Consider the following 11,326-nt stretch of genomic DNA (forward strand, 5'->3'; position numbering starts at 1 on the left):
TCCGATGACCGCGCCCGCCGATCTGTCCAGCCTGCTCGCCGTCGCCGGTGAGGTGCTCGACGCGGCGTCGCAGCGTTTCGTCGCCGGTCGCGGCGCGCCGCGCTCGGTGGACAAGGGGCCCAACGACTTCGCCACCGACCTCGACCTCGAACTCGAACGGCGCATCTCCACGGAACTGGAGCGGCGCACGGGCATTGCCGTGCACGGTGAGGAGTTCGGCGGTCCCGAAGCCGATTCGGGCACGGTGTGGCTGCTCGACCCGATCGACGGCACCGTCAACTACTCCGCCGGGCTGCCCACCGCCGGAATCCTGCTCGCACTCGTCCGCGACGGCGACCCGATCCTCGGGCTGACCTGGCTGCCGTTCGTCGGCGACCGGTTCGCGGCCGCCGCGGACGGGCCGCTGCTGCGCAACGGTCGTCCCCAGCCGCCGCTGCAGCCGGCGGCGCTGGCGGACGTGATGGTCGGCGTGGGCAGCTTCGACATCGACAGCCGCGGGCGTATCCCGGGCCGGCGCCGGCTCGAGGTCATCACCGAGCTGAGCCGCCGGGTGTCGCGCCTGCGCATGCACGGTTCCACCGGGGTGGACCTGGCGTACACGGCGGCCGGGGTGCTCGGCGCCGCCGTCGTCTTCGGGCACCACCCGTGGGACAACGCCGCCGGCGTGGCCCTGGTGCGGGCGGCCGGTGGTCTCGCCACCGACTTCGCCGGCAAGCCCTGGCGCATCGGCTCCGGCTCTGTGGTCGCCGGCGCCCCCGGCGTGCACGAGGAGATACTCGACATCGTGGGATCGCTTCCCGGTCCCGTCCCCGAGGAGGACCGAATTCCATGACCCTGGCAGTCCGGGTGATCCCGTGTCTGGACGTCGACGCCGGCCGCGTCGTCAAGGGGGTGAACTTCGAGAACCTGCGCGACGCCGGTGATCCCGTCGAACTCGCCGCGGCGTACGACCTGCAGGGCGCGGACGAGTTGACCTTCCTCGACGTCACCGCGTCGAGCGGCGATCGCGGCACCATGCTCGACGTGGTCAGCCGCACCGCCGAGCAGGTGTTCATCCCGCTCACCGTCGGCGGCGGCGTCCGCACCGTCGAGGACGTGGACCGGCTGCTGCGGGCCGGCGCGGACAAGGTCAGCATCAACACCGCCGCCATCGCCCGCCCGGAGGTGTTGCGCGAGATGTCCGAGCGGTTCGGGTCGCAGTGCATCGTGCTGTCCGTCGACGCCCGCACCGTGCCCGACGGCGAGGAGGACACCCCGTCGGGATGGGAGGTCACCACGCACGGCGGCCGCCGCGGCACCGGCATCGACGCCGTCGAATGGGCACGCCGCGGCGCGGAACTCGGCGTGGGGGAGATCCTGCTGAACTCGATGGACGCCGACGGCACCAAGTCCGGCTTCGACCTGCCGATGATCCAGGCGGTGCGCGCCGCGGTGCACGTGCCGGTGATCGCCAGCGGCGGCGCGGGAGCTGTCGAGCACTTCGCCCCCGCCGTGCACGCCGGCGCCGACGCGGTCCTCGCGGCCAGCGTGTTCCACTTCGGGGAACTCACCATCCCGCAGGTCAAGGCGGCGATGCGCGCCGAGGGGATCGAGGTGCGATGAGCAGGCTGGATCCGGCGATCGCGGCGCGGCTCAAGCGCAACGAGGCGGGGCTGTTCGCCGCCGTCGCCCAGGAACGTGCCACCGGCGAGGTGCTGATGATGGCGTGGATGGACGACGAGGCGCTCGCCCGTACCCTCGAGACCCGTACCGCCACCTACTTCTCGCGTTCGCGCGGCCAGTACTGGGTCAAGGGCGAGACCTCCGGCCACACCCAGTACGTGCACGAGGTGCGGCTCGACTGCGACGGCGACACGGTGTTGCTCGTCGTCGACCAGGTCGGGGCCGCGTGCCACACCGGCACCCACACGTGCTTCGACGCCGACGTCCTGCTCGCCGGCGAGTAGGCGCCTTCGGCGCCGGTGCGTCCTTTGGGCGGCTCCAGCCGCCCAAAGGACACACCGGCGGTGTCGCGGGCGTCAGATGACGATCGGCGCGCCGGTGAGCAGGCTCCAGAGACCCAGGCCGAGGTACACGACGGTGCCGATGGCGGACCGGATCGGATCGTCCGTGAGGAAACCTTCTGCGGCCCAACCGACGAACTCCGTGAACAGTTCCGAGGATCCCATGCTGCATCCTTCCGAGAGGCGAGGCAGGTCGTGAACGGCGGTCGTGAACCAAATCGACCGACCGGATTGTTTCGTTACACCTCCCGGTGCCCGCTCCGTCGGCGGTGCGGCACAATCTCCCCATGCCTCTCATCCAGATCAGCCAGACCCCCGGTCTCACCGTCGAACAGAAGCGCGCCACCATCGAGGCGGTGACCAAGGCCTACGCCGAGGCAACCGGCAAGGATGCGACGTCGGTGTGGGTGACCATCACCGAGGTGCCGCGGGAGCAGTGGGGCGTCGGGGGTGTCCCGCTCGGGTGAGGTGCACCGCCCCCGGGACAGGGCGCCCCGCGACGGGCGCTGCCGGCCGTCGATCTCGGCGAGCGGATCCTGGCAGGATCGGCGTATGGCGTCCGCGAATCTGACCCGAGCCGAAACCGCCGAGCGTTCCCGGGCGGTGACGGTCCGCAGCTACCGGGTGGAACTCGACCTGCGCGGCGCCCCGGATGCCGGGAGCACCTGTTTCGCGACCACGACGACGCTCGAGTTCACGGCAGCCGCGGACGCGACGTGGCTCGACTTCCTCGGCGCCGGCGTCGAGTCGGTCGTGCTCAACGGCGAGCCGGTGCCCGTCCGCTACGACGGCGCGCGCATCGCGCTGAGCGGCCTGCGTGAGCACAACGTCGTCACCGTCGTCGCCGCCGCGGAGTACAGCCGGTCCGGTGAGGGCCTGCACCGGTACGTCGATCCGGCCGACGGGCAGACCTACCTGTACACGCAGTACGAACCCGCGGACGCGCGACGGGTGTTCGCGTGCTTCGAGCAGCCGGATCTGAAGGCGCCGTTCACGTTCGTCGTGTCCGCCCCGGCGAAATGGCAGGTGCTGTCCAATCAGCATGTCGCCGAACGCGAGTCGATCGGCGACGCGCAGAAGGTGGTGTTCGCACCGACGCTGCCGATCTCCACCTACATCACCGCGATCGTGGCGGGCCCGTACCACCACGCCGAATCTTCTTGGAGCCGGAACGAACTCGCCGTGCCGCTCGCCGTGCTGTGCCGCGCCTCCCTGGCGCGGTACCTCGACGCCGACACGATCTTCGAGGTGACCCGGCAGGGAATGGACTTCTACGCCGACCACTTCGGCTACCCCTACCCGTTCGGCAAGTACGACCAGGTGTTCGTCCCCGAATACAACCTCGGTGCCATGGAGAACCCCGGGTGCGTCACCTTCACCGAGGCGTACGTGTTCCGCGGAGCCGCCACCGCCGCGCAGTACCAGGCCCGCGCGAACACGATCCTGCACGAGATGGCCCACATGTGGTTCGGGGACCTCGTCACCATGAAGTGGTGGGACGACCTGTGGCTCAAGGAGTCGTTCGCCGACTACATGGGCTCGCTGGTCAGTGCCGAGGCCACCGAGTGGACCGACGCCTGGGTCGCCTTCGCCAACCGGCGCAAGGCCTGGGCCTATCTGCAGGACCAGTTGCCCACGACCCACCCGATCGTCGCCGACATCGTCGACCTCGAGGCCGCCAAACTGAACTTCGACGGCATCACGTACGCGAAGGGCGCGGGAGTCCTCAAACAACTCGTCGCGTACGTGGGGCGGGACGCCTTCTTCGAGGGTGCACGGCGCTACTTCCGCCGGCACGCCTTCGGGAACACCACCCTCGCCGATCTGCTCACCGAGTTGTCGGCGACCTCGGGACGAGACCTCTCGGGGTGGGCGCGCGCCTGGTTGCAGACCACCGGCGTGTCGACCCTGATGCTCGAGGACGCGGGGGAGGGACGGTCCGCGATCGTCCAGACGCCGGCGCGGCCCCACCGGCTGGCTGTGGGCCACTACGACTTCGACGAGGCCGGCGACCTGGTCTGCCGGCAGCGGGTCGAGGTCGACCTGGAGGCCGAGCGCACACCGATCGAGTCGGCGGCCGCGCCGCTGATCCTGCTCAACGACGCCGACCTGACCTACGCCAAGGTGCGGCTCGACCCGCGGTCGCTGGAGACGGTGGAGCATTCGCTCGATCGTGTCGTCGACCCGCTGGCCCGGGGGTTGATCTGGTCGGCGTTGTGGAACGCCACCCGCGACAGCGAGCTGACCGCGGCGCGGTACCTGTCCATGGTCCGCGGATTCGCGGTGGCCGAACCGAATCCGGCCCTGCTGGCCGCACTGCTGGCGAACGCACCCTACGCGATCGAGCACTTTCTGCCCGCCGCGAGCCGGTCCCGGCAGCGTCGCGTCTGGCTCGAGGCGGCATGGACGGCCGTGTTCGCCGCCACCCCGGGATCGGGTGAGCAGCTCGCCTGGGCCCGCGCGGTCGCCGCGGCCGCCACTGTCGACGACGCCCACGCCGCCGACCTGCGCGCGATCCTCGACGGCACCGGTCCGGCACCCGTGGGGCTGCCGCTGGACCCGGATCTGCGCTGGCAGATGTGGACCGCGCTGGCGGCGACCGGGCACGCGGAGCCGGCCGATCTCGACGGCGAACTCGCCCGCGACGACACCGGTTCCGGACGGACCGCGCACCTGCGCGCCCTGGCCGCGCGACCGCTCGCCGCGGTCAAGGCGCAGGCCTGGAGTGCGGTCTTCTCCGACACGGCGCTGTCGAACGAGCATCTCGACGCCACCATCGCGGGGTTCCGGGCCGGGGCGCACCGGGATCTGATCGCCCCGTACGACGACGACTACTTCGTCGCGCTCCGGGCGGTGTGGTCCGAGCGCAGCATCGAGATCGCGCGCCGGATCGTGGTCGGTCTGTTCCCCGCCGGAAACACGCTCGGGCCGTGCGACCGGTGGCTCGACGCGCACGCCGACGCCCCGGCGGCGTTGCGGCGCCTGGTGATCGAGCAGCGCGACCATCTGGCCCGCGATCTGCGGGCCCAGGGTTTCAACGGGTGAGGGTTCGACGGGTGAGCGGCCGCGGCCACAGCGGGGGTGCACCCTGCCCGGTCAGGCCTTCCCGGTGCCGGCGGCGATGCCCTTGTCGAGCTGGGTGAGCAGCGCGGTACCGAGGTCGGTCAGCGCGGCGACCTGATCGTCGTCGAGGCCCTGGAACACAAGGGCCTGGACGGTCGCGACGTGACCGGGTGCCGCCTCGACGAGCTTGGTCATGCCGGCCTCGGTGAGCACCGCGTACGAGCCGCGCGTGCCGGGCACGCTCCGGCGGCACACCCATCCGGCGTTCTCCAGCTTGGTCACCACGTGCGACAGCCGGGACAGCGACGCGTTCGACAGCTGTGCCAGCTCGGACAGCCGCAGCCGCCGCTCGGGTGCCTCGGACAGCTCGGCGAGGACCGAGTAGTCGAAGTGGGTGAGCGCGGAGTCGCGCTGCAGCTGCGTGTCCAGCGCGGCCGGCAGGCGGGTGATCAGCGCCACCAGCTTCCGCCAGGCCCGCTGCTGGGATGCGGTCAGCCACTCGGTGTCGTCGATCTGTGCGGAGCCCACTGATGCACCGTCCTTTCTCGATCGTCCACCCTATCGGGACGGCCGGCGCGGGACGCCGGGCGTCCGTCGGGGCGGGCGGTCAGGGGCGCTGTCCCATGCCGGTGGCGACCTCGTGCAGCCGGCGGCCCACGCTGTCCTCCGCCAGCGGCGGTGTCGGCAGCCCGGCGCCGTCGCGGAGCCCGGTGAGGAACTCCTCGAGGGTGGCGCGCGGCGAGAACCGGGGAATCCACTCGAGGTCGGTGCGGGCGCGGGTGCAGTCCATGAGCGGCAGCCGCAGCACCGTGTCGACCAGGCCGGGGGAGGCGGGGGGCGAGCCGTGCGTGCCAGGCCGCGGCGACGGCCGCGTGCAGCGCCGCCGGCGGGACGGGCACCGTGCGGGCGCCGAGGATCTCGGCGAGGACCTCGGCGTCGACGGGGGGTTCGGCGGCGAGGTTGAATGCGCCCCGCACCGGCCGGAGCACGGCCCGGACGTAGGCGTCGGCGGCGTCGTCGGTGTGCAGCACCTGCATCCGCAGTCCGGCGGTGCGGGGGACGATCGGCAGGGACCGGACGAGGCGGCCGGGGAGGAGCGGCCCGGCGAACAACCGGCGCTGCGCGGTCGCGGACTCGCGCTTGAAGAGGAAGCCGGGACGCATCCGGACCACCCGGATGTCGGGGTGCCGCAGTTCGAACGTGTCGAGCCAGCGTTCGAGGTACGCCTTCTCCCGCGGGTACGCCGCGCCGGGCCAGCCGTGGGTGGGCCAGCGCTCGTCGACCCGTTCGTCCTGCGGTCCCGGCGAGTAGGCGCCGACCGACGACGCGTGGACGAGGGTGGGCACGCCCACCTCGGCGACGGTCTCGAACACCCGGATCGATCCGAGCACGTTGTTGCGCCAGGTGATCTCGGGTTTGTGGGTGGGCTGGAAGAGCCAGGCGAGGTGGACGACGGCCGCCGCGTCGCGCAGCAGCTCGTGCAGGTCGTCGTCGGCGACGTCGGCGACGACGAACTCGGTCTTGCGGCAGCGCCAGTCGGTGGGGCGGCGGGCGATGCCGACCACCGATCCGACTGCGTCCTGGGCGCTGAGCGCCGCCGTGACGCTGGTGCCCACGTTTCCGGTCGCGCCCGTGACGACCACCTTCAGGCCCTCTGTTCCGGTCATGGGGGGCGGATACCCGCGCCCGCGCCGATCCATCCCCGCAGGCCGGGAACATTTCGGACGGTGCCGGTGCTGTATCGGGTAGTATTGTTGAAGCTTCAACCTTAGGAGTCCGTGTGAGCCCCATGCCCGCCCTGTTCCTCAGCCACGGCGCACCGCCCCTGGTCGACAGCGCGACGTGGGTGGCGCAGCTGCAACGCTGGGCCGCCGACCTGCCGACCCCCACCGCGATCCTCGTGGTCTCCGCGCACTGGGAGTCCGCGCCGCTGACCATCGGTGCCACCACCACCGGCACCCCGCTCGTGTACGACTTCGGCGGCTTTCCCCGCCGCTTCTACGAGGTCACCTACCCTGCGCCCGGCGCCCCCGACCTCGCACGCAAGGTGGCCGCGCTGATGCCCGACGGCGAACCGGTCGTGCAGCAGCCGCACCGCGGTCTCGACCACGGCGCGTACGTGCCGCTCACCGTCATGTACCCGGACGCGGACATCCCGGTCCTGCAGATCTCGCTGCCCACCCTCGATCCGCAGCGCCTGCTCGCGCTCGGCCGGCGGCTGCGCCCGCTCCGGGAGGAGGGGGTGCTCGTCATCGGCTCCGGCTTCACCACGCACGGCCTGCCGTTCCTGCGCGACCCGCGCCCCGAGGCCGTCGCGCCCGGCTGGTCCGCCGAGTTCGACGCCTGGGCCGCCGAGCGGCTCGCTGCCGGCGACGTCGACGGCCTGCTCGACTTCCGCACCCGGGCGCCCGGCATGCCGTACGCCCACCCCACGATCGAGCACTTCGCCCCGCTGTTCGTCACCCTCGGCGCGTCGAGCGACCCGGAGCAGGCGCCCCGGCAGGTGATCGACGGGTTCTGGATGGGCCTGGCCAAGCGTTCCGTCCAGGTGGACTGACCGTCAGTCCCGGCTCGCGCGCCGGGCCCGCAGCACCGCGAGCGCGCGATCCGCGTGCACGCCGGGGCGCACCTCGCTGGCGATCACCTCGAGGACGGTGCAGTCGGTGTCCAGCACGAAGGTGGTCCGCTTGACCGGCGAGAGCCGGCCGAGCAGCCCCCGGCGCACCCCGAACTGCGCCGCCACCGCGCCGTCCGGATCGGACAGCAGGGGGTAGTCGAACGACTGCCGCGTCGACCACGCGCCCAACCGGTCCACCGGGTCGGTGCTGATCCCGACCCGGGTGGCGCCGACGGCGGCGAACTCGGCCGCCAGATCCCGGAAGTGGCACGCCTCGGCCGTGCAGACCGGGGTGAACGCGGCCGGGTAGAAGAACAGCACCACCGGCCCGTCCGCCAGCAGCGCGGACAGCGTCCGCGGACGGCCGTCCTGGTCGCTCGACGTGAAATCGGGGGCGATGTCACCGGCTCTCATGTCCGGCGACGCTACCGCGGCCGCGCCCGCCGCGGCAGGCCCTGGGATGATGGGCGCCATGTCCGGCGAGCCCACCACCATCCCCGCAGCGGCCCCCGACCTCACCGAGGGCGGCCGACCCGACTCCACCACCACCCGCGAGCAGTTCCGGCTGCTCGCCGCCGAGCACCGCGTCGTTCCGGTGACCCGCAAGGTGCTCGCCGACGCGGAGACCCCGCTGTCGGCGTACCGCAAGCTCGCCGCCGACCGGCCCGGCACCTTCCTGCTCGAGTCCGCCGAGAACGGCCGGTCGTGGTCGCGGTGGTCGTTCATCGGAGCCGGCAGCCCGGCCGCGCTCACCGTCGTCGACGGGGAGGCCACCTGGTACGGCCACGTGCCCGCCGGCGCCCCCACCGGGGGCGACCCGCTCGACGTGCTGCGCCGGACCCTGGAGCTGCTGCACACCGAGCGGCTGCACGGCCTGCCGCCGCTGACCGGCGGCATGGTCGGCTATCTCGGCTACGACGTCGTGCGACGGATCGAGCGGCTGCCCGAGCACGCCGTCGACGACCTGCAGATTCCCGAGACGGTGATGATGCTCGCCACCGACCTCGCCGCCGTCGACCACCACGAGGGTGCGATCACGCTCATCGCCAACGCCGTCAACTGGGACGGCTCCGACGAACGCGTCGACGAGGCCTACGACGACGCGGTGGCCCGGCTGGACCGGATGACGGCGGCCCTGGCCGCGCCCGCCCCGTCGACCGTCTCCACGTTCGCCCGGCCCGCCCCCGACTACCGGCGCCAGCGCACGACCGAGAGCTTCGGCGCCGACGTGCGCCGGCTCATCGGCGAGATCGAGGCCGGCGAGGCGTTCCAGGTGGTGCTGTCCCAGCGCTTCGAGATCGACTGTCACGCGGCGCCGATCGACGTGTACCGGATGCTGCGCGCCTCCAACCCGAGTCCGTACATGTTCCTCATGCACGTCCCCGACGGCTCCGGCGGCACGGCGTTCTCCATCGTGGGCTCGAGCCCGGAGGCGCTCGTGACCGTCGCCGACGGGGTCGCCACCACCCATCCCATCGCCGGGACGCGCTGGCGCGGCGCCAGCGAGGAGGACGACATCCTCCTCGAGAAGGACCTCCTCGCCGACGAGAAGGAGAACGCCGAGCACCTCATGCTCGTCGACCTCGGCCGCAACGACCTCGGGCGGGTGTGCGAGCCCGGCACCGTCAAGGTCCACGACTACCGGCACATCGAGCGCTACAGCCACGTCATGCACCTGGTCTCCACCGTCACCGGCCGCCTCGCCGCGGGCCGGCACGCCCTCGACGCGGTCACCGCGTGCTTCCCCGCCGGCACCCTGTCCGGCGCGCCCAAGGTCCGGGCGATGGAACTGATCGACGAACTCGAGCCGACCCGCCGCGGCATCTACGGCGGCATCGTGGGCTACCTCGATTTCGCCGGCGACGCCGACACCGCCATCGCCATCCGCTCGGCCCTGGTCAAGGACGGCGTCGCCTACGTGCAGGCCGGTGCCGGCGTCGTCGCCGACTCCGATCCGGTCTACGAGGACACCGAGGCCCGCAACAAGGCCATGGCCGTGCTCTCCGCCGTCGCCGCGGCCGGCACCCTCACCTCGTACGAGGGGGACCGCAGGTGAGCGCCACCCGCGCGCCCCGGCGGCGGGCCGGCGCGGTCGCCGCGCTGCTGCTCGCGATCGGCGCCGTCGCGCTGTGGGGCGCGAGCCGCCTGACCTGGGTGACCGTCACGTCCTCCGACGGCCTCGGCGAGGACCGGGTCACCACCCTCGTCGGCGGCACCTGGGCGGCGGCGCTGACTCCGCTCGCGCTGACGCTGCTGGCGGCCGTCGCGGCGTCGTTCGCGGTGCGCGGATGGGCGCTGCGGATACTGGCCGTGCTCGTCGCGGTCGTCGCGGTCGCCGCCGCCGTCCCGGCGGTGGGGCTGCTCGCCGGCGGCGCCGACGACGCGACCGCGGCGCGCATCGCGGAGCTGCCCGCACGCGCCGAGGTCACCTCCCTCACCGTCGCGGCCGGGCCGGCCGTGCTCGCCCTCGCCGGCGCCGTGGCCGCGCTGGCCGCCGCCGTGCAGCTGTGGCGCACCCCGCGGGCCGAGGCCGGACTGTCGTCGAAGTACGACAGCCCGGCCGCCCGCCGCGAGGCCACCGCCCGCCGGGACACCGCCGACGAGTCGGTCACCGAACGCACCCTGTGGGACGCGCTCGACGCGGGCGAGGACCCCACGGTGGACGTCGCCGACGACCCGGCCGCCGATCGAGGGGGAGAGGGCGGCGCCGACGATTCGGGGACCCGCCGCACGGGCCGGTGAGCGCGCACACTACTCTTCAAGAAACTCCGATGAGTTTTCTCACATCGGATTGACAGGGGCGAAAGGACTTCGAGCCACGATGACAGTTCTCGACTCGATACTCGAAGGGGTGCGCGCCGACGTCGCCGCCCGGGAGGCGGTCCTCGACTTCGCCGCGGTCAAGGCCGCCGCTGCCGCCGCGCCCCCGCCGATCGACGCCAAGGCCGCGTTGCTCGAGCCGGGAATCGCCGTCATCGCCGAGGTCAAGCGGGCCAGCCCGTCGAAGGGGGCGCTCGCCGACATCACCGACCCCGCCGAACTCGCCAAGGCCTACGAGGCCGGCGGTGCCCGCGCGATCAGCGTGCTCACCGAGCAGCGCCGCTTCCAGGGCAGTCTCGACGATCTCGACGCCGTGCGGCGCGCGGTGCGGATCCCGGTGCTGCGCAAGGACTTCATCGTCGGCCCGTACCAGATCCACGAGGCGCGTGCCCACGGCGCGGACATCGTGCTGCTCATCGTCGCCGCGCTCGAGCAGCCCGTGCTGACGTCGCTGATCGACCGCGTCGAATCTCTCGGCATGACGGCGCTCGTCGAGGTGCACACCGAGGAGGAGGCGACCCGTGCCCTCGAGGCGGGCGCCACCGTCATCGGGGTCAACGCCCGCAACCTCAAGACCCTCGAGGTCGACAAGAGCACGTTCGCCCGCATCGCGCCGGGACTGCCGACAGAGGTCGTCAAGATCGCCGAGTCCGGCGTGCGCGGTCCCTCCGACCTGCTCACCTACGCCGGCGCGGGTGCCGACGCGGTGCTCGTCGGCGAGGGACTGGTGACCAGCGGCGACCCGCGCCACGCGGTCGCCGAACTGGTCACCGCCGGCACCCATCCGTCCTGCCCGAAGCCCGCACGCTGACCGCATTCCGGC

Annotated in this window: 12 protein-coding genes and 1 pseudogene; 9 read left to right on the plus strand and 4 right to left on the minus strand. The window is 72.6% G+C overall.

What is annotated here, in order from left to right:
* Positions 1–4: 4 nt before the first annotated feature.
* Genes JYA75_RS16880 through hisI form a run of 3 tightly spaced genes read left to right on the plus strand, consistent with a single transcriptional unit; the run spans position 5 to position 1,946 of the window.
* Positions 5–832 carry an inositol monophosphatase family protein gene (locus JYA75_RS16880; protein WP_185712783.1) on the plus strand — a complete coding sequence of 276 codons (828 nt, stop codon included), beginning with the start codon at positions 5–7 and terminating at the stop codon, positions 830–832.
* Positions 829–1,602, plus strand: a complete 774-nt coding sequence (hisF, locus tag JYA75_RS16885; protein ID WP_006936998.1) for an imidazole glycerol phosphate synthase subunit HisF — start codon at positions 829–831, stop codon at positions 1,600–1,602. Before JYA75_RS16880 ends, hisF begins: the two co-directional genes overlap by 4 nt.
* Positions 1,599–1,946, plus strand: a complete 348-nt coding sequence (hisI, locus tag JYA75_RS16890; protein WP_006936996.1) for a phosphoribosyl-AMP cyclohydrolase — start codon at positions 1,599–1,601, stop codon at positions 1,944–1,946. Before hisF ends, hisI begins: the two co-directional genes overlap by 4 nt.
* A 72-nt stretch (positions 1,947–2,018) precedes the next feature.
* Here hisI and JYA75_RS16895 read toward each other — a convergent pair whose 3' ends face one another.
* Positions 2,019–2,168: a hypothetical protein gene (locus tag JYA75_RS16895; RefSeq protein WP_006936980.1), complete on the minus strand. Its 150-nt coding sequence runs from the start codon at positions 2,166–2,168 to the stop codon at positions 2,019–2,021.
* A gap of 122 nt (positions 2,169–2,290) precedes the next feature.
* Here JYA75_RS16895 and JYA75_RS16900 point away from each other — a divergent pair, with 122 nt between their 5' ends.
* Together JYA75_RS16900 and pepN are read left to right on the plus strand one after the other, a co-directional pair.
* Positions 2,291–2,470, plus strand: a complete 180-nt coding sequence (locus tag JYA75_RS16900) for a 2-hydroxymuconate tautomerase family protein (protein ID WP_029544072.1) — start codon at positions 2,291–2,293, stop codon at positions 2,468–2,470.
* A gap of 85 nt (positions 2,471–2,555) precedes the next feature.
* Positions 2,556–5,048, plus strand: a complete 2,493-nt coding sequence (pepN, locus tag JYA75_RS16905; protein ID WP_185712782.1) for an aminopeptidase N — start codon at positions 2,556–2,558, stop codon at positions 5,046–5,048.
* 51 nt (positions 5,049–5,099) lie between these two features.
* Here pepN and JYA75_RS16910 read toward each other — a convergent pair whose 3' ends face one another.
* Positions 5,100–5,594, minus strand: coding sequence for a MarR family transcriptional regulator (locus JYA75_RS16910; RefSeq protein WP_043798936.1), 495 nt, complete (start codon positions 5,592–5,594; stop codon positions 5,100–5,102).
* A gap of 79 nt (positions 5,595–5,673) precedes the next feature.
* A pseudogene (locus tag JYA75_RS16915) lies at positions 5,674–6,733 on the minus strand (NAD-dependent epimerase/dehydratase family protein).
* A 122-nt stretch (positions 6,734–6,855) separates the two neighbouring features.
* Between JYA75_RS16915 and JYA75_RS16920 the strand changes: the two are divergent.
* On the plus strand, positions 6,856–7,623 hold the full coding sequence (locus JYA75_RS16920) for a class III extradiol ring-cleavage dioxygenase (RefSeq protein WP_037200939.1): 768 nt from the start codon (positions 6,856–6,858) through the stop codon (positions 7,621–7,623).
* A gap of 3 nt (positions 7,624–7,626) precedes the next feature.
* Here the strand turns inward: JYA75_RS16920 and JYA75_RS16925 are convergent, their stop codons facing one another.
* Complete coding sequence (locus JYA75_RS16925; RefSeq protein ID WP_043798939.1) at positions 7,627–8,097, minus strand: peroxiredoxin; 471 nt, start codon at positions 8,095–8,097, stop codon at positions 7,627–7,629.
* Between the two features lie 58 nt (positions 8,098–8,155).
* Here JYA75_RS16925 and JYA75_RS16930 point away from each other — a divergent pair, with 58 nt between their 5' ends.
* The 3 genes from JYA75_RS16930 to trpC all read left to right on the plus strand — a co-directional run bounded on the left by JYA75_RS16930 (position 8,156) and on the right by trpC (position 11,314).
* Entirely contained in the window at positions 8,156–9,739 is a 1,584-nt protein-coding gene (locus tag JYA75_RS16930; RefSeq protein ID WP_176603628.1) for an anthranilate synthase component I, read from the plus strand.
* On the plus strand, positions 9,736–10,425 hold the full coding sequence (locus JYA75_RS16935) for a TIGR02234 family membrane protein (protein WP_043798941.1): 690 nt from the start codon (positions 9,736–9,738) through the stop codon (positions 10,423–10,425). The genes JYA75_RS16930 and JYA75_RS16935 overlap by 4 nt, the downstream gene beginning before the upstream one ends.
* 79 nt (positions 10,426–10,504) lie before the next feature.
* On the plus strand, positions 10,505–11,314 hold the full coding sequence (gene trpC / locus JYA75_RS16940; RefSeq protein WP_006936963.1) for an indole-3-glycerol phosphate synthase TrpC: 810 nt from the start codon (positions 10,505–10,507) through the stop codon (positions 11,312–11,314).
* The last annotated feature ends 12 nt before the right edge of the window (positions 11,315–11,326 follow it).

The organism is Rhodococcus sp. PSBB066 (assembly GCF_017068255.1).
GTDB classification, from domain to species: domain Bacteria; phylum Actinomycetota; class Actinomycetes; order Mycobacteriales; family Mycobacteriaceae; genus Rhodococcus; species Rhodococcus aetherivorans.

Bases quoted from the DNA above. Each gene is read 5' to 3' on its own strand.
- JYA75_RS16880 (WP_185712783.1), top strand. From the start codon at position 5: ATGACCGCGCCCGCCGATCTGTCCAGCCTGCTCGCCGTCGCCGGTGAG.
- hisF (WP_006936998.1), top strand. From the start codon at position 829: ATGACCCTGGCAGTCCGGGTGATCCCGTGTCTGGACGTCGACGCCGGC.
- hisI (WP_006936996.1), top strand. From the start codon at position 1,599: ATGAGCAGGCTGGATCCGGCGATCGCGGCGCGGCTCAAGCGCAACGAG.
- JYA75_RS16895 (WP_006936980.1), bottom strand. From the start codon at position 2,168: ATGGGATCCTCGGAACTGTTCACGGAGTTCGTCGGTTGGGCCGCAGAA.
- JYA75_RS16900 (WP_029544072.1), top strand. From the start codon at position 2,291: ATGCCTCTCATCCAGATCAGCCAGACCCCCGGTCTCACCGTCGAACAG.
- pepN (WP_185712782.1), top strand. From the start codon at position 2,556: ATGGCGTCCGCGAATCTGACCCGAGCCGAAACCGCCGAGCGTTCCCGG.
- JYA75_RS16920 (WP_037200939.1), top strand. From the start codon at position 6,856: ATGCCCGCCCTGTTCCTCAGCCACGGCGCACCGCCCCTGGTCGACAGC.
- JYA75_RS16925 (WP_043798939.1), bottom strand. From the start codon at position 8,097: ATGAGAGCCGGTGACATCGCCCCCGATTTCACGTCGAGCGACCAGGAC.
- JYA75_RS16930 (WP_176603628.1), top strand. From the start codon at position 8,156: ATGTCCGGCGAGCCCACCACCATCCCCGCAGCGGCCCCCGACCTCACC.
- trpC (WP_006936963.1), top strand. From the start codon at position 10,505: ATGACAGTTCTCGACTCGATACTCGAAGGGGTGCGCGCCGACGTCGCC.